This is a genomic window from Sphingopyxis sp. (assembly GCF_016704835.1).
Taxonomy (GTDB): Bacteria; Pseudomonadota; Alphaproteobacteria; order Sphingomonadales; family Sphingomonadaceae; genus Sphingopyxis.
Genome location: NZ_JADIZJ010000001.1, coordinates 1,396,592 through 1,416,970, shown reverse-complemented (window position 1 = coordinate 1,416,970; position 20,379 = coordinate 1,396,592). Strand labels below are relative to the sequence as shown.

Annotated in this window: 25 protein-coding genes; 10 read left to right on the top strand and 15 right to left on the bottom strand. The window is 63.9% G+C overall.

Annotated elements, in window-relative coordinates:
- The first annotated feature begins 84 nt into the window (after window positions 1–84).
- On the top strand, window positions 85–1,356 hold the full coding sequence (gene clpX, locus IPF76_RS07055) for an ATP-dependent Clp protease ATP-binding subunit ClpX (RefSeq protein ID WP_293841440.1): 1,272 nt from the start codon (window positions 85–87) through the stop codon (window positions 1,354–1,356).
- Window positions 1,357–1,672: 316 nt separating this feature from the next.
- A complete protein-coding gene (locus IPF76_RS07050; protein WP_293841437.1) occupies window positions 1,673–4,357 on the top strand; it encodes a TonB-dependent receptor in 2,685 nt (894 codons plus the stop codon).
- 101 nt (window positions 4,358–4,458) lie between these two features.
- Here IPF76_RS07050 and IPF76_RS07045 read toward each other — a convergent pair whose 3' ends face one another.
- From IPF76_RS07045 to IPF76_RS07000, 10 genes are all read right to left on the bottom strand, one after another.
- Entirely contained in the window at window positions 4,459–4,869 is a 411-nt protein-coding gene (locus tag IPF76_RS07045; protein ID WP_293841434.1) for a SufE family protein, read from the bottom strand.
- A 207-nt stretch (window positions 4,870–5,076) separates the two neighbouring features.
- Entirely contained in the window at window positions 5,077–5,334 is a 258-nt protein-coding gene (locus IPF76_RS07040) for a hypothetical protein (protein WP_293841431.1), read from the bottom strand.
- A 27-nt stretch (window positions 5,335–5,361) separates the two neighbouring features.
- On the bottom strand, window positions 5,362–5,628 hold the full coding sequence (locus IPF76_RS07035) for a hypothetical protein (protein WP_088442929.1): 267 nt from the start codon (window positions 5,626–5,628) through the stop codon (window positions 5,362–5,364).
- Window positions 5,629–5,660: 32 nt separating this feature from the next.
- Window positions 5,661–5,909 carry a hypothetical protein gene (locus IPF76_RS07030; RefSeq protein ID WP_293841428.1) on the bottom strand — a complete coding sequence of 83 codons (249 nt, stop codon included), beginning with the start codon at window positions 5,907–5,909 and terminating at the stop codon, window positions 5,661–5,663.
- A gap of 11 nt (window positions 5,910–5,920) precedes the next feature.
- Window positions 5,921–6,238 (bottom strand): hypothetical protein, encoded by a 318-nt coding sequence (locus IPF76_RS07025; RefSeq protein ID WP_293841425.1) that lies wholly within the window; start codon window positions 6,236–6,238, stop codon window positions 5,921–5,923.
- An 11-nt stretch (window positions 6,239–6,249) separates the two neighbouring features.
- Complete coding sequence (locus tag IPF76_RS07020) at window positions 6,250–6,549, bottom strand: hypothetical protein (protein ID WP_088442934.1); 300 nt, start codon at window positions 6,547–6,549, stop codon at window positions 6,250–6,252.
- A 34-nt stretch (window positions 6,550–6,583) separates the two neighbouring features.
- Window positions 6,584–6,964, bottom strand: a complete 381-nt coding sequence (gene pspC / locus IPF76_RS07015) for an envelope stress response membrane protein PspC (protein ID WP_293841422.1) — start codon at window positions 6,962–6,964, stop codon at window positions 6,584–6,586.
- A gap of 1 nt (window position 6,965) precedes the next feature.
- Window positions 6,966–7,241 (bottom strand): envelope stress response membrane protein PspB, encoded by a 276-nt coding sequence (pspB, locus tag IPF76_RS07010; protein WP_293841419.1) that lies wholly within the window; start codon window positions 7,239–7,241, stop codon window positions 6,966–6,968.
- 12 nt (window positions 7,242–7,253) lie between these two features.
- Window positions 7,254–7,919 (bottom strand): phage shock protein PspA, encoded by a 666-nt coding sequence (gene pspA / locus IPF76_RS07005; RefSeq protein WP_293841416.1) that lies wholly within the window; start codon window positions 7,917–7,919, stop codon window positions 7,254–7,256.
- Window positions 7,920–8,020: 101 nt separating this feature from the next.
- Complete coding sequence (locus tag IPF76_RS07000; RefSeq protein WP_293841413.1) at window positions 8,021–8,191, bottom strand: hypothetical protein; 171 nt, start codon at window positions 8,189–8,191, stop codon at window positions 8,021–8,023.
- Between the two features lie 179 nt (window positions 8,192–8,370).
- On the opposite strand from IPF76_RS07000, the gene pspF reads away from it, so the two are divergent.
- Window positions 8,371–9,363: a phage shock protein operon transcriptional activator gene (gene pspF, locus IPF76_RS06995; RefSeq protein WP_293841410.1), complete on the top strand. Its 993-nt coding sequence runs from the start codon at window positions 8,371–8,373 to the stop codon at window positions 9,361–9,363.
- 134 nt (window positions 9,364–9,497) lie between these two features.
- Here the strand turns inward: pspF and IPF76_RS06990 are convergent, their stop codons facing one another.
- Window positions 9,498–10,019, bottom strand: a complete 522-nt coding sequence (locus IPF76_RS06990) for a hypothetical protein (protein ID WP_293841407.1) — start codon at window positions 10,017–10,019, stop codon at window positions 9,498–9,500.
- A 229-nt stretch (window positions 10,020–10,248) separates the two neighbouring features.
- Between IPF76_RS06990 and rplU the strand changes: the two genes are divergently transcribed.
- From rplU to IPF76_RS06975, 3 genes are all read left to right on the top strand, one after another.
- Window positions 10,249–10,791, top strand: a complete 543-nt coding sequence (rplU, locus tag IPF76_RS06985) for a 50S ribosomal protein L21 (RefSeq protein ID WP_293841404.1) — start codon at window positions 10,249–10,251, stop codon at window positions 10,789–10,791.
- A gap of 48 nt (window positions 10,792–10,839) precedes the next feature.
- Window positions 10,840–11,109, top strand: coding sequence for a 50S ribosomal protein L27 (gene rpmA / locus IPF76_RS06980; protein ID WP_293698969.1), 270 nt, complete (start codon window positions 10,840–10,842; stop codon window positions 11,107–11,109).
- Window positions 11,110–11,358: 249 nt separating this feature from the next.
- A complete protein-coding gene (locus IPF76_RS06975; RefSeq protein ID WP_293841402.1) occupies window positions 11,359–11,955 on the top strand; it encodes a GNAT family N-acetyltransferase in 597 nt (198 codons plus the stop codon).
- On the opposite strand, the gene IPF76_RS06970 is transcribed toward IPF76_RS06975, so the two are convergent.
- Complete coding sequence (locus tag IPF76_RS06970; RefSeq protein WP_293841399.1) at window positions 11,928–12,326, bottom strand: DUF4345 domain-containing protein; 399 nt, start codon at window positions 12,324–12,326, stop codon at window positions 11,928–11,930. The genes IPF76_RS06975 and IPF76_RS06970 overlap by 28 nt on opposite strands.
- A 4-nt stretch (window positions 12,327–12,330) precedes the next feature.
- Entirely contained in the window at window positions 12,331–12,969 is a 639-nt protein-coding gene (locus IPF76_RS06965; RefSeq protein WP_293841396.1) for a DUF937 domain-containing protein, read from the bottom strand.
- 174 nt (window positions 12,970–13,143) lie between these two features.
- Between IPF76_RS06965 and IPF76_RS06960 the strand changes: the two genes are divergently transcribed.
- Window positions 13,144–13,545 (top strand): DUF3597 domain-containing protein, encoded by a 402-nt coding sequence (locus tag IPF76_RS06960; protein ID WP_293841393.1) that lies wholly within the window; start codon window positions 13,144–13,146, stop codon window positions 13,543–13,545.
- Between the two features lie 126 nt (window positions 13,546–13,671).
- Window positions 13,672–15,555: a DUF885 family protein gene (locus IPF76_RS06955; protein ID WP_293841391.1), complete on the top strand. Its 1,884-nt coding sequence runs from the start codon at window positions 13,672–13,674 to the stop codon at window positions 15,553–15,555.
- 99 nt (window positions 15,556–15,654) lie between these two features.
- Here the strand turns inward: IPF76_RS06955 and IPF76_RS06950 are convergent, their stop codons facing one another.
- The gene (locus tag IPF76_RS06950; RefSeq protein WP_293841388.1) at window positions 15,655–16,101 is read right to left on the bottom strand and encodes a hypothetical protein; all 447 of its coding nucleotides are present in this window, start codon (window positions 16,099–16,101) and stop codon (window positions 15,655–15,657) included.
- Window positions 16,102–16,150: 49 nt separating this feature from the next.
- Complete coding sequence (locus tag IPF76_RS06945; protein WP_293841385.1) at window positions 16,151–17,752, bottom strand: phosphoenolpyruvate carboxykinase; 1,602 nt, start codon at window positions 17,750–17,752, stop codon at window positions 16,151–16,153.
- A gap of 246 nt (window positions 17,753–17,998) precedes the next feature.
- Between IPF76_RS06945 and IPF76_RS06940 the strand changes: the two genes are divergently transcribed.
- Entirely contained in the window at window positions 17,999–18,709 is a 711-nt protein-coding gene (locus IPF76_RS06940; protein WP_293841382.1) for a response regulator transcription factor, read from the top strand.
- The gene (locus IPF76_RS06935; RefSeq protein ID WP_293841994.1) at window positions 18,702–20,306 is read left to right on the top strand and encodes an ATP-binding protein; all 1,605 of its coding nucleotides are present in this window, start codon (window positions 18,702–18,704) and stop codon (window positions 20,304–20,306) included. Before IPF76_RS06940 ends, IPF76_RS06935 begins: the two co-directional genes overlap by 8 nt.
- Window positions 20,307–20,379 lie beyond the last annotated feature (73 nt).

Below are 20,379 nucleotides of genomic sequence, written 5' to 3'. Positions count from 1 at the left end.
ACCCAATTGCCATATTGTAATTGGGTGACCGCGGGCTAGGATAAGGATGGCACCGCCATTTCGGCGCCTGCCAGAGGAAGTTTTATGACGAAATTGAGCGGCTCGGACAGCAAGAGCACCCTCTATTGCTCCTTCTGCGGCAAGTCGCAGCACGAAGTTCGCAAGCTGATCGCCGGGCCGACCGTGTTCATTTGCGACGAATGCGTCGAACTGTGCAACGACATCATCCGCGAGGAAATCAAGGGCGGGGTTGCCGCGCGCAAGGACGGCGCGGTACCGACGCCGCTGGAAATCTGCCAGCATCTCGACGCCTATGTGATCGGTCAGAACAAAGCCAAGCGGGTTTTGTCGGTCGCGGTGCACAATCATTACAAGCGCCTCGCGAACAGTGGCCGCGGTGACGATGTCGAACTGGCGAAATCGAACATCCTGCTCGTCGGCCCGACCGGCAGCGGCAAGACTTTGCTGGCGCAAACGCTCGCGCGCTTCCTCGACGTGCCCTTCACCATGGCCGATGCGACGACGCTGACCGAGGCAGGCTATGTCGGCGAGGATGTCGAGAATATCATCCTCAAGCTGCTCCAGTCGTCCGACTATAATGTCGAGAAGGCGCAGCGCGGCATCGTCTATATCGATGAAATCGACAAGATCTCGCGCAAGGCCGACAACCCCTCGATCACCCGCGACGTGTCGGGCGAAGGCGTGCAGCAGGCGCTGCTCAAGCTGATGGAAGGCACGACTGCCAGCGTTCCGCCGCAGGGCGGGCGCAAGCATCCGCAGCAGGAATTCCTGCAGGTCGACACCACCAACATCCTGTTTATTGCCGGCGGCGCGTTCAGCGGGCTGGAAAAGATCATCGGCGACCGTCTGCAAGGCAAGTCGATCGGCTTCGGCGCGCATGTCGCCGGTCCGGACGAGCGCCGCATGGGCGAAGTGCTGAAAAGCATCGAGCCCGAAGATCTGCTGAAATTCGGCCTGATCCCCGAATTCGTCGGCCGTCTGCCGGTGATCGCGACGCTCGAGGATCTCGACATCGACGCGCTGGTCAAGATTTTGGGCGAGCCCAAGAACGCGCTGGTGAAGCAGTATCGCAAGCTGTTCGATCTGGAAGAGGTCGTGCTGACCTTTACCGACGATGCACTGGTCGCGGTCGCAAAGAAGGCTATCGAACGCAAGACCGGCGCACGCGGCCTCCGTTCGATCGTTGAGGCGATCCTGCTCGACACGATGTTCGACCTGCCCGACCTGACCGACGTGGTCGAGATCGTCGTCGACAAGGATGTCGTCGAGGGCCGCAAGGACCCGGTGCGCGTCTATGCCGACAAGGCGAAGGAAGCGGCAGGCGACGCCGCCTGAGCCGCCGGGCGCTGCCGCTGGCGGCGCCCTGACGGAGACAGACAGCCCCGACTCGGCGCCGGATGGATGAGAAGAATTGTTGCATTGCAGCAACAGTTGCCTGAAAAAACGCATTCGGGCCTGTGGATAACTCACGCTCTGCCACGCAAATTCGCGGTTTTTCGATCTTGGGCTGCCGCTTTTGCGCCGCGCCGCTTGCACTGTCACATTTGCTGTCACAATCGTGCCACATGCGGGCTTCAGGGGCGCTCGCAGGACTTGCGCGCCCCATTTCGCGCGCCTGCCGAACGACATCACACCAAGGGGACATCCTGACATGAATTTCCGTCATACGCTTGCCGCCAGCTGCGCGCTGATCCCGGTCGCGCTGCTTTCCACGCCAGCTTTTGCCCAGTCGACCGGTTCGCAGGACTTTGATGACGAGATCATCGTTACCGGCAGCCGCGCCGCCGATGTCGCCGGCGTCATCACGCCCGATACGACGAAGGCGAAAGCCGTCCTGACGCAAGAGTTCATCGAGCGCCAGTCGCCCGGCCAGACCGTCAACGACATCATCAACCAGCTTCCCGGCGTCAGCTTCCAGAACAACGATCCGTTCGGTTCGGCGGGCGGCAAATTGTCGATCCGCGGTTTCGACAACACCCGCATCAACCAGACCTTCGACGGTATCCCGCTCAACGATTCGGGCAACTATGCGCTCTATTCGAACCAGCAGCTCGACCCCGAGCTGATCGAACAGGTCAACGTCAACCTCGGATCGACTGACGTCGACAGCCCGACCGCCGCCGCATCGGGTTCGACGGTCAACTATCGCACCCGCACCCCGGGCGAAGAATTCGGTGTCAAGCTGGTCGGCTCGGCTGGCGATTACAGCTTCTTCCGTATCTTTGGCATGGTCGACACCGGCGTGTTCACCCCGTGGGGCACCCGCGCGTTTTTCTCGGCCAGCACCTCGCTGAACGACACCGTGTTCGGCAACGAAGATCAGCCCGCCTTCGCGGCGACACCGACGACCGCAGCGCGCGCCGCAATCGATTCGCGCACCGGCAAGATCGACAAGCAGCAGTATAACGCCAAAATCTATCAGCCGCTCGGCGACGATGGCGACTTCATCGCAATTTCCGGCCACTATAATCAGAACCGCAACAATTTCTTCGGTTCGACCGGCCTGCGCGACGTGCACAATATCGCGTCGAACTTCGTCCCGAACATCTTCCCGCAGACCAAGGACGACCGCGATTACGGCATTGCTAAGTGCCAGATCAACACCGTCGCGCGCCCCGGTCTTGCGGATGCTGCCAACAGCTGCGGCTCAACCTTTGACGAACGCTTCAATCCGTCGAATACGGGCAATATTCGCGGTAATTCGCGCTTTACGCTCGCCGAAGGCCTGGTCCTTACCGTCGACCCGAGCTTCCAATATGTAAAGGCGAACGGCGGCGGTACGGCCGTCGGCCAGGAAGCACGCCGCGACGTCAACCCGACCGGTGGCGCCGCCAACTGCAACACAACGCCGAACGGTGCCGCAGTGAGCTGCCAGACCGGTTATATCGCCGGCTCGCCCTATTATGGCCGTGACCTCAATGGCGACGGCGATCTGCTCGACACCGTTCGTGTGCTCGCACCCAGCCAGACCCAGACCCGCCGCTATGGCGTGATCGCGGGCCTGCGCTACGACCTCGACGAGAGCAACACCTTCCGCATTTTCTACAGCTATGATCGCGCGCGTCATCGCCAGACCGGCGAAACCAATTTCCTCAAAATCAACGGTTCGGCAAGCGACGTATTTCCGGTCAACGAACCGCTGGCGGACGTGGGCGGCAACATCCTGCAAAAGCGCGACCGCGAATCGATCGCGTTGCTGAACATGTTCGGCGGCGAATATCGCGGCGAGTTCGACCGCCTGACGATTCAGGTCGGCGGCGCGTACAAGATGTTCAAACGCGACCTGACCAACAACTGCGCGACGTCGAGCGTGACTGGTTTTGTCGAATGTTTCGGCACCAACACCGCTGGTCTTGCGGCATGGCTCGCCGCCAACCCGACAGTCCCCATCGCGCCGGGTGTGACTGCACCGGTGCAGGGTCCGCAGCAGCGCGTGCGCAAATATAACAAGTTCACGCCGAACCTCGGCCTGACCTTTGACGCGACTGATGACTTCAGTGTCTTCGCGAACTATTCGAAGGGCGTTCAGGTCCCGGGTACCGACAACCTCTACAACGCCTTCTACTTCCCGAGCGATACTGAGTCGGCGAACCCGATCCCGGAAACCACCGACAACTTCGACGTTGGTGTTCGCTATCGCACCAGCCAGGTGCAGGCGCAGGTCGGGCTGTGGTACACGATCTTCAGCGATCGTCTGGCTTCGTCGTTCGATCCAGAAACCGAGCGTAACGTCTATCGTAACCTCGGCCGCGTTGATAAATATGGTCTGGACGCCAGCATCTCATACCGTCCGTTCCCCGACTTCTCGATCTACGCCTTCGGTTCGTACCTGAAGTCTAAGATCAAGGACAACGTCCAGAACGGCATCTGCACCGCGGCGCAGGTGACCGCCGGCCAGTTCCTCTGCACTGCGGTCGGCGATCCGGCGTTCGCTTTGACCGCTGGCAAGCGTGAATCGGGTTCGCCGACCTACACCTTCGGCGGCCGCGCGCAGGGCAAGCTTGGTCCGGTCGAATTCGGCGCGCAGGTCAAGCGCACCGGCCCGCGCTACGTCAACGACCAAAATCTGCCGCTGCTGCAAACCGTCAACGGCGTTACGAACACTGTGGTCTATCCATCCAAGACGCCAGCCTACACGATTGTCGATCTTGATGCGCGTATCGGGCTGGAATGGGCAGGCCTGAACGAGACAACCTATATCCAGCTCAACGTCACCAACCTGTTCGACAAGCTTTATGTCGGCGGTTTCGACGGCCAGCTGGCCGACAACTCGGTACCGTTTGTGCAGATCGGCGCACCGCGCGCCTTCATCGGCTCGATCATCGTCGGCTTCTAAGCCGCGCGAGCAAACACGGAAACAGGGCGCGGGAGGCAACTTCCGCGCCCTTTTTCGTGCCTGTTTGAAAAGTGGTGCGCCCTTGATGCGCCGCCCGCCGGTCAGCCCGCGGCGATGCGCCGCGCCGTATCTTGCACAAGCGCGATCATGTTGGGGACGCCCTGGGTTCGGTTCGAGGACAGCTGGCGGGAGAGGTCGAACGGCGCGAGCGCGTCGGTGACGTCCATCTCCGCGACTTCGGCGGCGGGCTTGTCCTGCACCGCGGCGAGGACGAGCGCGACGATGCCCTTGGTGATCGCTGCGTTGCTGTCGGCGAGGAAATGCAGGCGGCCGTCGGCCTGCGGCACCGGATAGACCCAGACGCTGGCGCTGCACCCGCGGACCAGCGTCGCGTCGGTCTTGAGCGCATCGGGCATCGGCTCGAGGTCGCGGCCGAGTTCGATCAGCAGGCGATAGCGATCGTCGCCGTCAAGGAAGTCATATTCGTCGTGGATGTCGGTCAGGCTGCGCATGGCGGCGGCACTGGCAGATTTGGGGAGGAGTGGGAAGGTCTCTTCCGCCTCTCCTGTGGGAGAGGCAGCGAGCCTTGGCAGCTTGCTTGCTGCCATAGCCGCAGTGGTGAGGGGCTGGGCGCTTGCAGACCGGGCTGAGCCCCCCATCCAACGCCGCCTAACCGCGTCGCGGTAAGGCTTCACATCCTTCTCCCTCAGAGAGAACGACTATAGATCCACCCCCGCTGCGATCGCTTCGAGCTTGCGCAGCCGTTCTTTCAGGTCAGCGATTTCGATCCGCGATCCGGCGTGCGGGACGGTGGCGTCATGGGTGACGGCGACATGCCCCGCGGCGAGCTCTTCGCGCTTGAGCTGGATCCAGTCGCGCCATCCGCGCAGCGCCGCCAGGCTCATGATGGTCAGCGCGGTCAGCGCGACGGCGCTGACCATCAGGTTGGTGGCAAGGTCAGACGTAATGGTGGCCATGGTGCGGCTCCTTCTTCGTCACGGTCGTCAGGAGGGCGACCGGTCGCGCAAACGTTCGATTTCCTCATCGAGCGTCACCGCGCGGTTGTGGTCGGTAGCGATGCGTTCGAGCACCTGAATGCGGTCCTTGAGCGCGCGAATTTCGGATTGCAGCGCCTTGGTCTCGGCATTGTCGGCGGGGGCGGCGAAAAATTCGTTGCCCTTGTTGTCGCGGCGCACGCCATATTTGGCGCGAACGACGCTGCCGATGGTGACGATCAGGACGATGCCGATAACCATTTCAAACGGGTTCATGGGGGATCCTTCCGTATCTTATTATCGTTGCTTCAGTTCAGCGGGGCGTCGCGCAGCTTTTCAATCTCTTCGGCAACATCGACGCCGCGGTCGGTGGCGATACGTTCGAGGACGCGGACGCGCGCTTCCAGCCGTTCGGTATGCGCCGCATATTGGGCGGCCTTTTCGGCGGTCATTTCCGACTGTTTCTCGATCATCTTCTGCTGATGCTTCGACCAGATGGCGAAGCCTGCGAGAAGGAAGGGAGCGAGAGGGATCAAAATCCAGATAGCATCACCCATGACGGGTCTCCTCAGTTCGCCGGGCGCCGCAGCGCCTCGATCTCGTGGCTCAGCCGGCTGCCTTCGTCGGTGACGATGCGCTCGACCACCGCCAGGCGATCTTTCACCGAGCCGAGTTCGGCGCGCAGCTGAGCATTTTCCTGGCTGATCAGCTTGACACGTTCCATCGCCTCGTCGCTGGTCTTGGGGTAGACCGCCTTGCCCCAGCTGTTTTCAAGCGGGTAGCCGTTCTTGACGCGGAGCCAGGTAGTGAAGATCCAGCCGCCGATCGCAGCGAGGCCGAGGATGGCGGCCCCGGGGGCAAGGGTATTCAGGACATCGAGATTCATGCTTCTTCCCCTCAGCGCAGGCGGTCGATCTGGTCGGCAAGCTGCGCCGCCTGACCGTTGGTTTCGGTCGCGATGCGTTCGAGCACCGAAATCCGCTCTTCGAGACGGCTGACCTGGCCCGCCAGCTTGGCATTGTCGTCGGTCAGCAGCGCGATTTTTCGATCAGCGTCGGGGTCGGTTCGATGAACCGTGCCACCCCATTCATTTTCAACCGGATAGCCGTGCTTGGCGCGGATCCAGGTGGTGAACATCCAGCCGCCGATCGACAATGCGATAATGGCGAGGACGAAACCGGTACCACCAAAATTCATCTGTCTTCTCCCTGTTGCTGCGAGCCCGCCCGGCTCAGCGCAGCGCGTCGATTTCGTCGGCGAGGCGGCGGTTGTGGCTGGTGTAGTAGAGTTCAATGTCGGCAAGGCGGCGATCGATGTCACGGAAGCGCGACTTGATGTCGCGGGCCGATGCGGTCGGGTTGCTGCGCACCCCCTGCCAGAATTTGGCTTCCTCACGCGAACCGTAGAGCGCGAAAGGTTTCGGCGTGCCCATCCAGGCGACAATCCAATAAGCAATCAGCGTCCAAGGGAAGCCCCCCATCAGCGTCAGCAACACCGCGCCAACGCGGACCCAGAGGACATCGACACCGCTGTAGTCGGCGATCCCGGCGCACACGCCGCTCCATTTGGCGTTCTGTTTGTCGAGGTAGAATTTCGTGCGGCTGGCAGACATCTCAGTTCCTCCGGCTGGTATTTTCAAGTTGCGCCAGTTCTTCATCGCTACGAACCGCAGGGCGGAAGTCGGGATGGTCGGCGCTGATGATGCGTTCGACGGTGTGCAGCCGGCTTTCGAGCCTGCGTGCGGTGTCGTACAGTTCGTCGAGCAGCTGCTCGTCTTCTCCGGTCAGCGTCTTGGCCTGTTTCCACTTGGTGATGTAGTGGAGAATGAGCCAGGGCAGACCGAGGAAGAGCGTTCCGATGACGATCGGAATGATGATGATTTCTTCCATCGGTCTGGTCCCTTATTGCTTGCTGGCGTGGGCGGCCTTGAGCGCGGCGAGCTCGTCGGCGACCTTGTCGGCGGCCTGGAGCTCGGCGATCTCTTCGTCGAGTGACTTTTTATAGCCCAAGTTCAGCGCATCGGCACGGCCTTCGGCTTCGTCAACGCGGCGTTCGAGGATTTCAAAGCGTGAAAAGGCATCTTCGACGCGGTCGCCGTTGGTCATTTCGCGCAGTCGATATTTGTTCTCGGCGCTTTCGAGGCGGGTCGAGACGTTCGACTGGCGCGCGCGCGCTTCACTGAGCTTCTTCTGCAACTTGGCGATGTCGTCCTCATAACCCTTGAGCGCATCGTCAAGGACGGCGATCTCGGCCTTCAGGCGCTCGGCCATGTCGCCGGCCTTCTGCTTTTCGACCAGCGCGGCGGTGGCAAGGTCTTCGCGGTCCTTCGACAGCGCGAGTTCGGCCTTTTCCTTCCAGCTGTCCTGCAGGCTTTCGAGCTTGGCGATGTGGCGGCGCATTTCCTTTTGGTCCGCGATCGTGCGGGCGGCGGAAGCGCGGACTTCGACGAGCGTTTCGTTCATCTCGAAAATGATCTGGCGGATCATCTTTTCGGGATCTTCGGCCCGGTCGAGCAGGTCGGTGACGTTGGCGGCGATGATGTCGCGGGTGCGTGAAAAAATACCCATCTGAAAAACTCCTGTCGAAATCGTGAGACCTTGGTCTATTTTTTAAGAAAGGCTGGTGCCGGGGCGGGGCAAGGGGGAGAGTGCCCCGGCACCAGTGCCGGTCAGGCCAAAGCGCTGACCGCCGGGGACATGACAGCGGCAACCAACGGGCCGGCAGGGTTGCCGGTAAAGCTGGCGGCGACCTGCGGCTGGTCGATCACGCCGACGAGGATGGCCAGCGCTCCGGCCGTGCTCAGCACGAAAGTGGCGGCTTGGGCATACATCGACTTCATGGTTCAACCTTCCTGTGGCTTTTCGCTGCACCGGTACGATTTGCGCCGGTTCGTATCCAACAATGCAGACACCGTGCCAATTGCGCAAAGCGGCGCAAAACCGCGCAACTTCACCCGCAAAGCGTCGCACCCATCGATTTGGCTTGCCATCGAGCGGGAAAATTTGCCAATGATTGGGAATGGAGCGCGAGACGCAATTTATCGGCCAGTCGGCGGCGTTTCAGGACGCCGTCGAACGTGCGAGCCTTGCGGCCTCGCTCGACCGGCCGGTGCTGGTGATCGGAGAGCGTGGCACCGGCAAGGAATTGATCGCCGAACGCCTTCACCGCCTATCGACACGCTGGGACCGCCCCTATGTGATCCTGAACTGCGCCGCGATGCCCGAGACGCTGATCGAATCCGAATTGTTCGGGCACGAGGCGGGCGCCTTTACCGGCGCGACACGCACCCGCGCCGGACGCTTCGAGGAAGCCGACGGCGGCACGCTGTTTCTCGACGAGCTCGCGACGATGTCGATGGGGGCACAGGAACGGCTGCTGCGCGCGGTCGAATATGGCGAGGTCACCCGCGTCGGATCGTCGCGCCCGATCCGCGTCGATGTCCGCATCGTCGCAGCGACCAACGAACATCTGCCGGCGCTCGTTGACGACAATCGTTTTCGGGCCGACTTGCTCGACCGGCTGTCGTTCGAGGTGATCACCCTGCCCCCGCTGCGCGCCCGCGAAGGCGATATCGAGGTGCTGGCGACCTATTTCGGCCAGCGCATGGCGACGGTGCTCGGCTGGGAAGAATGGCCGGGTTTCGGCCCGCGCGCGCTGGCAGCGATGGAGGGGCATGACTGGCCGGGCAATGTCCGCGAACTGCGCAACGTAATCGAGCGCGCGATCTACCGCTGGGCCGACCCGGAGAAACCCGTCGACGCTCTCAGCTTTGACCCCTTCGCCAGCCCCTGGCAGCCGGTGGTGCGCAAATCGGCGGCAAAGGCGGACGGTGGCGCTTCCTCCGCCTCCGCCGAATCTGCCCCCGCGTCGACGGCGATGCCCACCGGCCCGGTCAGCGACCTGCGCGCCGCGGTCGACGCCTATGAGCGGCAGATCCTGTCCGACACGATGGCGCGCTGCCGCTTCAACCAGAAGGTCGCCGCCGAGGCACTGGGGCTGAGTTACGACTAGATTCGCCATGCGCTGAAGAAGCATGGGTTGAATCAATGAACGTCGCCCCTGCAAAGGCAGGGACCGCGGTCTTTTTATTCGGCTATGCGGGCCCAGGTCTGCAGCCCCTACCCTCATGGGCGCGACAAGGCTTTCTACTGCCCCGGTAGCTGTCCGCTGAGCGCTTCGAGCACTGCGTCCTGCGTCGACACGGTGTCGGCGAGCCGGTCACGCAGCGCGTAGATTTCGGGCAAGCCGTCGATCGCATCCTCGATGCTGCGGTCGAGATAGAGCCGATCGATGTCGGCGAGCGCGGCGGTGAGCGGGGCGCGGGTGGCGGTGAGGCGCGAGATTGCCTGCTGCGCGACGACCCAGCGCTCGCTGGCGACGGGTGCTCCCGCGGCGGCTGTGACGAGCGACGCGGTCGCATTGCGCTCGGCCGCGAACGCCTGCTGTGCACCCGCGGCGTCCGATTCCCAGCGCGCAAGCCGGCCGCCCAGGTCGGCGGGCAGCGGCCCCGGCGGGGCAACGACGACCGCGGGCGGCGTGACGTCGAATCGGCCCTCGACCGATCGTTTGGCGAGCGACGGCGCGCCCGTATTTTGCGCCGCGGCAAGAACCGAAAGCGAAAAAGACGCGCCAAACGCCAGCGACAGGGTAAGAAGGGTGCGCTTCATCGCCGCCTCTGATATGGGTGCTGGCGCAAGGCAGCAAGTACCGAATCGGCGGTGCGTCTCGTCATTCGCCATCTGACCCGCTTTTCGCTCGAAAAGCGCGGGATTTGGCGGTTGACAGCGGAGCGCTGGCTCGCTAGTGGCGCTGACTTTCCCGCATGCCGGAAAAATCGCCTGCTTCGGTGGGTGACTGGTGCGCGGGTGACTTAGTTTTTTGATTGGATGGAAGACCATGTTCGCAATCGTGCGCACGGGCGGCAAGCAGTATCGCGTCGCCGCCGGAGACAAGATCGCCGTTGAAAAGATCGACGGCGAAGCTGGCGACACCGTGTCGCTCGGCGACGTCCTGCTGGCCGGTGACGGCGGCGAAGTGAAGAGCGCCGACGGCCTCGTCGTTTCGGCCGAGATCATTGCCCAGACGCGCGGCGAAAAGGTCATCGTGTTCAAGAAGCGCCGTCGGCATAACTACCGCCGTCGCAACGGTCACCGCCAGTCGCTGACGCTGCTGCGCATCCTGGCCGTCGGCGAAGCCAAGAAGGCCGCGCCGAAGAAGGAAGCCGCGGCGAAAACCGAGGCCGCTCCCGCGACCGAAGCCAAGGCTGCTGCGCCCGCGAAGGAAGCACCGGCCAAGGCTGCTTCCGCCAAGGACGCTGCACCGAAGAAGGAAGCCGCGCCCAAGAAGGCTGCTGCTCCCAAGTCGGAAGCCGCTGCCGAAAAGGCCGCCCCCGCCAAGAAGCCCGCTGCCAAGAAGGCAGCCCCCAAGAAGGACGCCTGAGCGCGGCAACGCGGCTCGGCCCCTGAAACAAATTAAGGAGCATCAGTCATGGCACATAAGAAAGCAGGCGGTTCATCGCGCAACGGTCGCGACTCAGCCGGCCGCCGCCTTGGCGTGAAGAAGTTCGGCGGTCAGGAAGTGATCGGCGGCAACATTATCGTGCGCCAGCGCGGTACCAAGGTGTACCCGGGCGCCAACGTCGGCATGGGCAAGGACCACACGCTGTTTGCGACCGCGGATGGTCATGTCCGCTTCCACGACGGCAAGCTTGGCCGCAAATTTGTGTCGGTGGACGCCATGGCAGAAGCCGCCGAATAAAGGACGATCTGCACGGGTCGCCCACCAAGGGATGACCCGGAACGGTCCTTTCCGCACCAGCGGAAACGAAGTTCGAAAAGAGGGAGACGGGTCACCCCGGACTCCCTTTTTTCTTGCCCGTTATCCGCCGCTTGGCGGCCCATCATGGGAAACGGACGCGAAAATCGGGCCATCCATCTCCCTCCGCAACGACTGTCGTCAAAGCGTCACCATCGGGCGTCAGGGCGACAGACAATTGGGAGTGATAAGATGTTCGCGCGTACCGAAAGACTGTTGCTGCGGCCCGGCTGGCAGGAAGATGCCCCCGCGCTGGCCAAGGCAATCGGCGAGGAAGCGGTGGTCCGCAACCTGGCGACCGCACCCTGGCCTTATGGTGAGGCAGAAGCCCAGGCATTTCTGCGCCAGCCGATCGACCCCGCCCAGCCACGATTCCTGATCTTTGCCCGCACCGGCGGTGCCCCGCGCCTCGTCGGCGGCTGCGGCATTAAGCCCGATGAGACCGGCAAGCCCGAACTGGGCTACTGGATCGCGCGGCCCTATTGGGGTCTGGGCTTTGCGACCGAGGCCGGGCGCCAGCTGGTTGGCATTGCGCGCGCGATGAACCTGCCCAAGCTGACCGCCGGGCATTTCCTCGACAACCCGGCGTCGGGTGCGGTGCTGCGCAAACTGGGCTTCAAGCCGACCGGCAAGGTTGCGCAGCGCTACAGTCTCGCGCGCGGCAGCGAGGCGGCGGTGGCCTTGTTCGAACAGGGCGATGCCGATGCCAACGGTCTTGTCACCCCGATGCGAAGCCGCATCGGGGTGGACGAGGATTTTCGTCAGGAATTGCGCCTGATGGCCGCTTGATGCGCTGCGCGTTTGAGCAGCGCCCACAGCATCGGCGGCAACAGCAGTTCGGCGCTGCCCAACACGATGAACAGCGTGTTCGGGAGCCCGACTGCGAGCGCCGAGATGATCCGCGCGATACCGCCAAGAAAGAAGATGAGGAGCAGCGCGCCAAAAACGTCGCGCCGCGGGACCAGTGCACGGCTGGACCAGATCATCGCCGCACCATAACCAAGGAACAGCGTCGCATAGAATCGATCCTCGCTGTCCATCGTCGCATTGACCGGCACTGATCCGGGGATCGCCGCCGGTCCCAATGCGATATGCGCGAGCGCAATCACCATACAAATCGCGCCGAACAGCGCGGCGAACAGCGAAAGGGCGCGCAGCACGGGTTCAGCGCCCGCCGAGTTTGCCCGCCATGCCCAGGATGTCGTCGAGTGGGTTGCCGTCGCCGTCGAGGTCGAGCATGTTGGCAAGGCTGCCCAAGCCGCCACCCCCAGCTGCCGCCGGTGCGGCGCCGCCGCCGACTGCGCCGCCCAGCACATTGCCGAGCATCCCGCCAAGGCCGCCGCCCAAGCCGCCACCGAGCGCGCCGCCGATCAGGTCGCCGAGACCGCCGCCGCCCTGCGATTGGCCGCCCTGTCTGGCCATATAGCCCGCCACCATCATCGCGAGGATCGGCAGCATCTTCTTGAGCAGCCCCGAATCGAGCCCGGTCTGCGTCGCCGCCTGTCCGGCGACGGTGCGGCTGACGTCCTTCGATCCAAAAATCTCGCCGAGGACATCATTGCCTTGCTGAACCGGGGTCGGCTGCGGCCCCAGCACCGAATCGAGCAGTCCGCCGCCGCCGAGCTGGCCGAGCAGCCCGCCGAGCCCCTCGATCCCGCCCGACTGCGCCCGTTTCTTGAATCCGCCGAGGATCGCGGGCAACAGCGCATCGGCGCCCTGCTTCGCCATCGCGGGCGGGACGCCCAGCTCTTTCGCCATCGATTCGATGCCGCCGGCTTGCGCCAAAATGTCGGTCAGGTTCATCAGTCGTGCTCCCACTCCGGCGCCGATCGGACAGCGCCCGCGACGGTCAGTATAACAGCGGCAGCGCGCTCGGCGAGCCGTTCATTTGGCTGTCATTTCCAGATGCATAGTCCTAGCTTATGGCCACCCGACTCGATGCTCCGGGTCGGGCCGCGCCATAGTGGGAGTGAATTCATGGGAATTTTCAGCAGCATCAAGGACGCGATTTTCGGCAAGAAAGCGGTCGCCGCGCAGCCCGCCACACCCGCCGCGCCCAGCCCGATTGGCAGCGCGCTCGACGCCGCGACGAGCGCGATGGCCGCTGCTGCCGCGGCTCCGCCCGCCGAGGTCGATGTCGACGCGATTCTTACCGCCGAGGCAGCAGGCAAAGATCTCAACTGGCGCACCTCAATCGTCGACCTGATGAAGCTGCTCGGCATCGATTCGAGCCTCGCCAACCGCAAGGAATTGGCGACCGAGCTCGGCTATACCGGCGACCTCGACGGCAGTGCTGAAATGAACATCTGGCTGCACAAGGCGGTGATGCGCGAACTCGCCGCGAACGGCGGCAAGGTGCCCGCCGACCTCACCGACTGATCAACAGCCGACAATATTCGATTGGGGGCGGGCAGGCAGCGACTTTCCCGCCCCCTTTTCGTTGACCCCCGCCGCCCGCCGCTTAGACAGGTTTCAGACGAAACAAAGTCGCAAGGGAGCCGCCGCGTGCATCACAGCCTGTCCACCCCGTTCACCCGCCGCCAGACAATCGCCACGCTCGGCACCGGCGCGGCGAGCCTTGCGCTGGCTGCGTGCAGCCGCGGCCCTGGCGCGACCGCGATCCTGCCTCCGTCCGACGCCACGCCGCAGGTTGCCGCCGAATCGCTGCTGTCGTCGATCGCCGACAATCTGCTCGCGCTGTCACCCGAAGGTGCAACCTCGCTCGGCATCGATACCGGCGCGCGTGCCGCAGAGCGCGGCAAGCTGTCCGATCGCTCGGCCGCAGGGCAACAGGCAGTCGCAAATACGCTGAAGGCCGACATCGCGCGCGTCCGCACCTTTGAGGCGACGGGCGGCGCCGAGCGCATCGATCACAAGACGCGCACCAGCCTTGCGGTCATCGAAAGCGCCTATGGCGTGGCGCTCGACGGCTTTGCCCTACCCTTTGGCGACGTCGCCGTCGGCGGCTGGCGCAACACGCCCTATGTCGTGATCCAGAATGTCGGCGCCTATCTCGACGTACCGAAATTTCTCGACAGCGATCATCCGGTGAAGAATGCCGCTGACGCCGAAGCGTATCTCTCGCGTCTCAACGCCTTTCCGGGCGCCCTCGACGGCGAGACCGAGCGGTTGAAAGCGGCGGGCGGACAAGGGATGATCGCCCCTGCCTTTCTGATCGACAAGGCAGTGAAGCAGATGGAAGCGAGCCTCGCCGACGCGCGCGAAGGCGGCGGACTCGTCGAGAGCCTCGTCAAGCGGACGCGCGAGCAAAAAATCGCGGGCGATTGGGGCCCGCGCGCCGAGACGATCGCGCGCGGCGCGGTGGCCCCCGCGCTCGAACGCCAGCTTGCCGAGCTGAAGGCGCAGCGCGCCAAGGCAACGATGGACGCCGGCATGTGGGCGCGGCCGGGCGGCGACGAATGGTATGCGTGGGGCCTCCGCGCCTCGACCACCACGCGTATGACCCCCGACGAGATCCACGCGATGGGCCGCAACGAACTCGCTGAACTCCACGGGCGGATGGACCCGATCCTCAAGAAGCTCGGCTATACGCAAGGGTCGGTCGGCGACCGGATGAACGCGCTCGCCAAGGATCCACGTTATAAATTCCCCGACAACGACGCCGGACGCGCCGAGATTGTCGCTTACATTCAGACCTGGCTTGGAAAGATCCGCGCGGAGCTGCCGCGCGCGTTCCGTACCCTGATGAAGGGCAATGTCGAGGTGAAGCGTCTGCCGCTCGCCGAAGAGCCCGGCGCGCCTGCGGCCTATGGCGGCGCCGGGTCGATCGACGGCAGCATCCCGGGCAAATTCTGGATCAACCTGCGCACCACCGAATTGCATAGCAAATATTCGCTCCCCGACCTGGCGATGCACGAAGCGATCCCGGGGCATGTCTGGCAGGGCGAATATGCCAACCAGATGCCGCTGATCCGCACGATGCTGGCGTTCAACGCCTATAGCGAAGGATGGGCGCTCTATGCCGAACAACTCGCCGACGAGCTGGGGCTGTACGATGATTTCGAAGTGGGGCGGCTCGGCTATCTCCAGTCGCTGGCGTTTCGCGCCTGCCGTCTTGTCGTCGACACCGGGCTCCACGCCAAGCGCTGGACGCGCGAACAAGGCGTCGAGTTCTTCGTCAAGGAAAATGGCTCAAACCCGCTCGAGGTTGCGAGCGAAGTGGATCGCTATTGCAGCTGGGCCGGACAGGCGTGCGGGTACAAGGTCGGGCATAGCGAGATCGTGCGGCAGCGCGGGCTGGCGCAGGCGGCGCTGGGGCCAAAATACGACCTGCGCGATTTCGACAATGTTGTGGTCGAGGGCGGCAATGTGCCGCTCGACGTGCTGGCGCAGAATGTCGCGGCTTATGTTGCGGGTGCGAAAGGGTAGCTCTCCCACCGCGTCATTGCGAGCGAAGCGAAGCAATCCAAGGGCGACCTTGCTCCGCTCTGGAATGCCGCGTCGCCTTCGGCACTTCGCAATGACGGTCTAGGGCAGCGGTTCCAGATCCGGTTCGACAAACCCCCGCCGCGCCGCGACCGAAAATAGCAGGTCGCGGCTGTAGAAGCGCAGCGGCCAGTCGCGGCGTCCAACATCCGATAGCAGCATCGCGTTGACGCGCGCCGCCAGCCCGGTTTCGTCCGTCTCTGACAGGAACAACCGCACCCCCGCGACATAGGCACGGGTGATGCTGTCATGATAGCCTTGGTGGTCGTCGTTGACCCCGCCGACACTTTCGTTGAAGCGGCGGATGACCGTGTCGATTTCGGCGTCGACATCGACGTCGGGGCGCTCGGTCAGCAGCCACAGGCACGCGCCCAGATGCGCCTCGTGCGTCCACGCTTCGCGAGGCAGGGCGCACGCGAGCAACCCCTCCCCCAGCGCACGGATGTCGGTATCGCGCTTGAACAGGCGCGGTGAATATTCGGTAGTCATGGCTCCGGTCCTTCCGGGTGAATTGCCACCCGGAAGTTATCCGGGCAAATTATGCTGCGACGGCCGCCTGCGGTGCCGCCTGGCGGACGCCTTCGTCGACATGGTCCGCAAATTGGGCGAAATTGTCGATGAACTGGCCGACGAGGACCTGCGCGGTGCGGTCATAGGCGGCCTTGTCGGCCCATGCTTCGCGCGGATCGAGCAGCGCACTGTCGACCCCCGGAACCGCAACCGGAACCATAAAGCCGAAGTTCGGGTCCTTGCGGAATTCGGCGTCGTTCAGGCTGCCGTCGAGCGCGGCGTTGAGCAGCGCGCGCGTCGCCTTGATCGGCATCCGCTTGATCCCTTCCATCGTCGCCATGCCGCCGGTCCAGCCGGTGTTGACCAGCCAGCACTGGACGCCGCCCTTGGCAATGCGTTCCTTCAGCAGATTCCCGTAGACCGACGGATGACGCGGCATGAACGGCGCGCCGAAGCAAGTCGAGAAGGTCGCCTCGGGCTCGGTCACCCCGATTTCGGTCCCCGCGACGCGCGCCGTGTAGCCCGACAGGAAATGATACATCGCCTGATCGGGGGTCAGCTTCGCGATCGGGGGCAGCACGCCATAGGCATCGGCGGTGAGCATGATGATATTCTGCGGCACCGGCCCCATATTCTGTTCCGACGAGTTCGGAATGAAGTCGATCGGGTACGAGCCGCGGCTGTTCTCGGCGAGGCTGTTATCGTCGAAATCGAGTTCGCGCGTGACTGGGTCGATCACGACATTCTCCAGCACCGTACCAAAGCGCTTCGTCGTCGCGAAAATCTCGGGCTCGGCTTCCGGCGACAGGCGGATCATCTTGGCATAGCAGCCGCCTTCGAAGTTGAAGACCGCGGTGTCCGACCAGCCATGCTCGTCGTCGCCGATCAGGGTACGCGACGCGTCGGCCGACAGCGTTGTCTTGCCGGTGCCCGACAGACCGAAGAAGACCGCGGTATCGCCGTTCGGCCCCATATTCGCCGAGCAGTGCATCGGCATCACGCCCTTTACAGGCAGCAGATAGTTGAGGATGCCGAACACCGATTTCTTCATCTCGCCGGCGTAAGCGGTGCCGCCGATCAGCACGAGCTTTTCGGAGAAATTGACCGCCACGACGGTTTCGGTGCGCGTGCCGTGCTTCGCTGGATCGGCGCGGAAGCTCGGAAGGTCGATAATCGTATATTCGGCTGCGAACGCCGCCAGCTCGTCGGAGGTCGGGCGGACGAGCAAGGTGCGGATGAACTGGCTGTGCCAGGCGAATTCAGTGACGACCTGCACCGCGACGCGATGCTCGGGCTGCGAACCGCCGAACAACTGCTGACGGAACAGCCGCGGGCGCGCCGCCATATGCGCGAGAAAATCAGCCTTGAGCGCCGCGAATTGGTCGGGGGTCATAGGGACGTTGGTCTTGCCCCACCAGATCGTGTCGGCTGTTTCGGCGTCCTGGACGATGAACTTGTCCTTGGCGCTGCGCCCGGTGTGTTTGCCGGTTTCGACCACGAGCGGGCCGTCCTTGGCAAGCAGGCCTTCGCTGTGCCGGATCGCGTCTTCGATCAACGCTGAGGTGCCCCAGTTTTCGGCGACCTCTGCCTGCGTTTCGACGGTCTGATTGCCGATCGCCACCTGTGTCATCGTTCAAGCCTTTCCCATGTCCGTCGGCCCCGATTGCATAGGTATGCACAAACTGCCGAGCAAAAGGGCAGGCCCGCATTACCATGGGTGCCGACGTGACGCCGATTCCGTAAATTAGGGGTCGCGTTAGCGAGGATGAAGGGGGAGGTCAAAAGATTCCAGCGCGCGACTGTACCGTTTCGTGGCGGTTGTCGGTGGAGAGCAGATCGGCTAGCTCTGCGAGCGGCCCCGCCCAACGGAAAGAGCATGACGGCAACCATCGCGCTGGTCGACGACGACCGCAACATCCTGCAATCGCTGTCCATCGCGCTCCAGGCCGAGGGGTTCGTCACTCGCGTCTATTCGGATGGCGAGGCGGCGCTGAAGCCGCTGATCGACAACCCCCCCGACCTCGCCGTTTTCGATATCAAGATGCCGCGCATGGACGGGCTCGAACTGCTCCGCCGTCTGCGCGAGAAAAGCCAGCTGCCGGTGATCTTCCTGACCAGCAAGGACGATGAGATCGACGAGGCGCTGGGGCTCGCGATGGGCGCCGACGATTATATCGCCAAGCCCTTCTCGCAGCGGCTGGTGATCGCGCGCATCCGCGCCATCCTGCGCCGCGTCGACTTGAACAAGAGCCCCCCCGAGGGTGACGACGAGGCGGTGGCCGAGCCGATCACCCGCGGGCGGTTGAGCATGGACCCGGCGCGCCACAAAGTCGCATGGGACGGCAAAGATGTGACGCTGACCGTCACCGAATTTCTGATTCTCGAAACGCTCGCCAGCCGTCCCGGCATCGTGCGCAGCCGCAACCAGCTGATGGACGCCGCCTATCAGGATGATGTCTATATTGACGACCGCACCATCGACAGCCACATCAAGCGCCTGCGCCGCAAGTTCCGTGAGGTCGATCCCGAATTCGACGCGATCGCCACCCTCTATGGCGCGGGCTATCGTTTTGCCGACGATGTTTGAAGCGGTGAAGCCCGACGCGAGCATCGCCGAGCAGGAGGAGTCGCCGCTCGTCTGGTCGGCACGCTGGTCGCTGACCACCCGCATTCTAGCGGTCAATATCCTCGCAGTCGCGCTGCTCGCGGGCGGTTTTTATTATCTCGACACTTATCGCAGCCGTCTCGTCGACACGCGGGTCGAGGTGATGAAGGATCAGCTCGCGCTGCTCGATAGCGCGCTCGAGGCGGCGCGTCCCGACCAGCGCGCCAAGCTGATCGAAGAATTTACCGCCGCAACCGAATCGCGGCTACGTTTTTATGCCCCCGACGGACAGCGGGTTTCGGACAGTTTCGCCACCGGCCCTGCCACCTACACATTGCGCGATCCGAATTTGCAGGCGTGGCAGCGCGACGCCGCGCGCGCAATGGACCGAGGCATCGACTGGATCGTCGGCGCGCCTTCCTATCCAGATTTTCGTGAACCCGCGGTGGACCGCGCCGCCGCGTGGCCGGAGGTGGTCGAAGCGCAACGCAGCGGATTGGCGGCAAGCCGCTTTCGCTATGTCCCCGAGCGCACCCCGCTGCTGAGCGCCGCGAGCGTCGTCGATCTCGAGGCGCCGCAGGTGGTGCTGATGACGCTCAATGCGCGCGATATCACCCGCACCGTGCGCGCCGAACGCTTCCGTCTCGCGGTGGTTGTCGCGATGGTGCTGATGACCTCGGTCCTGCTGTCGCTGTTCCTTGCGCGCACCATCGTTCGCCCGCTGCGGCGACTCGCGCGCGCTGCTGTCCGCGTCCGCCTGGGCCGCGCGCGCGAAGTCGTCGTGCCGCGTTTGCCCAGCCGCCGCGACGAGATCGGCACGCTGGCGCGCGCGCTCAGCGACATGACACAGGCGCTGCGCGAACGCATCGACGCCGGCGAACATTTTGCCGCCGATGTGTCTCACGAACTCAAGAATCCGATCGCCTCGGTACGCTCGGCGATCGAGGGGCTTGGCCGAGTCCAGAACGACGAGCAGCGCGCGCAACTGCTCGCGATCGCCGACGAGGATGTGCGGCGGCTCGACCGGCTGGTCAACGACATCAGCGAAGCGAGTCGCGTCGATGCGCAACTGTCGCGTACATTATTCGAGCCGATCGACGTCGGAATGATGGTCGAATCGATGCTCGCAGCGCGCGCCGCGCGCATCGATGCCGACGCGCCGCACCCGCGCATCGCCTTTGCCCGCCCGCGCAAGGGTACAACGCTGGTGATGGGCGACGGTCACCGGCTCGAACGCGCGATCGACAATGTCATCGACAATGCGATCAGCTTTTCGCCGCCCACCGGCCTCGTCTGCATCGCCGCGACCCGGCTCGGTGACGAGGTCCATGTCCGCGTCGACGACGACGGCCCCGGCATCGATCCGGCGCAACGCGAGGCGATTTTTCGCCGTTTTCACAGCGAACGCCCCGCCGGCGAGGCGTTTGGCCGCCACAGCGGGCTGGGCCTCGCGATCGCGCGGACGATCATCGAGGGGCATAGCGGGACGATCAACGCGAAGGACCGCGACGACGGCAACCCGGGTGGCAGCCTGCTGATCACGCTGCCCGCGAGCGAAGGCGGGGCAGCCGCGGCCTAACCATCGCCCCAGCGAAGGGCGTTTCAGAGTCACGTGCCTTTGAACGCGGCCACCGTCGGGGCAAACCTGTGCC

Excerpts from the sequence above, each read along its gene's own strand:
- rplU (WP_293841404.1), top strand. The coding sequence starts at position 10,249 with ATGTTCGCAATCGTGCGCACGGGCGGCAAGCAGTATCGCGTCGCCGCC.
- IPF76_RS07030 (WP_293841428.1), bottom strand. The coding sequence starts at position 5,909 with ATGGGTGATGCTATCTGGATTTTGATCCCTCTCGCTCCCTTCCTTCTC.
- IPF76_RS06940 (WP_293841382.1), top strand. The coding sequence starts at position 17,999 with ATGACGGCAACCATCGCGCTGGTCGACGACGACCGCAACATCCTGCAA.
- IPF76_RS06935 (WP_293841994.1), top strand. The coding sequence starts at position 18,702 with ATGTTTGAAGCGGTGAAGCCCGACGCGAGCATCGCCGAGCAGGAGGAG.
- IPF76_RS06950 (WP_293841388.1), bottom strand. The coding sequence starts at position 16,101 with ATGACTACCGAATATTCACCGCGCCTGTTCAAGCGCGATACCGACATC.
- pspB (WP_293841419.1), bottom strand. The coding sequence starts at position 7,241 with ATGGAAGAAATCATCATCATTCCGATCGTCATCGGAACGCTCTTCCTC.
- IPF76_RS07050 (WP_293841437.1), top strand. The coding sequence starts at position 1,673 with ATGAATTTCCGTCATACGCTTGCCGCCAGCTGCGCGCTGATCCCGGTC.
- IPF76_RS06945 (WP_293841385.1), bottom strand. The coding sequence starts at position 17,752 with ATGACACAGGTGGCGATCGGCAATCAGACCGTCGAAACGCAGGCAGAG.
- IPF76_RS06990 (WP_293841407.1), bottom strand. The coding sequence starts at position 10,019 with ATGAAGCGCACCCTTCTTACCCTGTCGCTGGCGTTTGGCGCGTCTTTT.
- clpX (WP_293841440.1), top strand. The coding sequence starts at position 85 with ATGACGAAATTGAGCGGCTCGGACAGCAAGAGCACCCTCTATTGCTCC.
- IPF76_RS07035 (WP_088442929.1), bottom strand. The coding sequence starts at position 5,628 with ATGAACCCGTTTGAAATGGTTATCGGCATCGTCCTGATCGTCACCATC.
- pspA (WP_293841416.1), bottom strand. The coding sequence starts at position 7,919 with ATGGGTATTTTTTCACGCACCCGCGACATCATCGCCGCCAACGTCACC.
- IPF76_RS07000 (WP_293841413.1), bottom strand. The coding sequence starts at position 8,191 with ATGAAGTCGATGTATGCCCAAGCCGCCACTTTCGTGCTGAGCACGGCC.
- IPF76_RS07040 (WP_293841431.1), bottom strand. The coding sequence starts at position 5,334 with ATGGCCACCATTACGTCTGACCTTGCCACCAACCTGATGGTCAGCGCC.
- pspF (WP_293841410.1), top strand. The coding sequence starts at position 8,371 with ATGGAGCGCGAGACGCAATTTATCGGCCAGTCGGCGGCGTTTCAGGAC.
- IPF76_RS07025 (WP_293841425.1), bottom strand. The coding sequence starts at position 6,238 with ATGAATCTCGATGTCCTGAATACCCTTGCCCCCGGGGCCGCCATCCTC.
- pspC (WP_293841422.1), bottom strand. The coding sequence starts at position 6,964 with ATGTCTGCCAGCCGCACGAAATTCTACCTCGACAAACAGAACGCCAAA.
- IPF76_RS07020 (WP_088442934.1), bottom strand. The coding sequence starts at position 6,549 with ATGAATTTTGGTGGTACCGGTTTCGTCCTCGCCATTATCGCATTGTCG.
- IPF76_RS06965 (WP_293841396.1), bottom strand. The coding sequence starts at position 12,969 with ATGAACCTGACCGACATTTTGGCGCAAGCCGGCGGCATCGAATCGATG.
- rpmA (WP_293698969.1), top strand. The coding sequence starts at position 10,840 with ATGGCACATAAGAAAGCAGGCGGTTCATCGCGCAACGGTCGCGACTCA.
- IPF76_RS06960 (WP_293841393.1), top strand. The coding sequence starts at position 13,144 with ATGGGAATTTTCAGCAGCATCAAGGACGCGATTTTCGGCAAGAAAGCG.
- IPF76_RS06975 (WP_293841402.1), top strand. The coding sequence starts at position 11,359 with ATGTTCGCGCGTACCGAAAGACTGTTGCTGCGGCCCGGCTGGCAGGAA.
- IPF76_RS07045 (WP_293841434.1), bottom strand. The coding sequence starts at position 4,869 with ATGCGCAGCCTGACCGACATCCACGACGAATATGACTTCCTTGACGGC.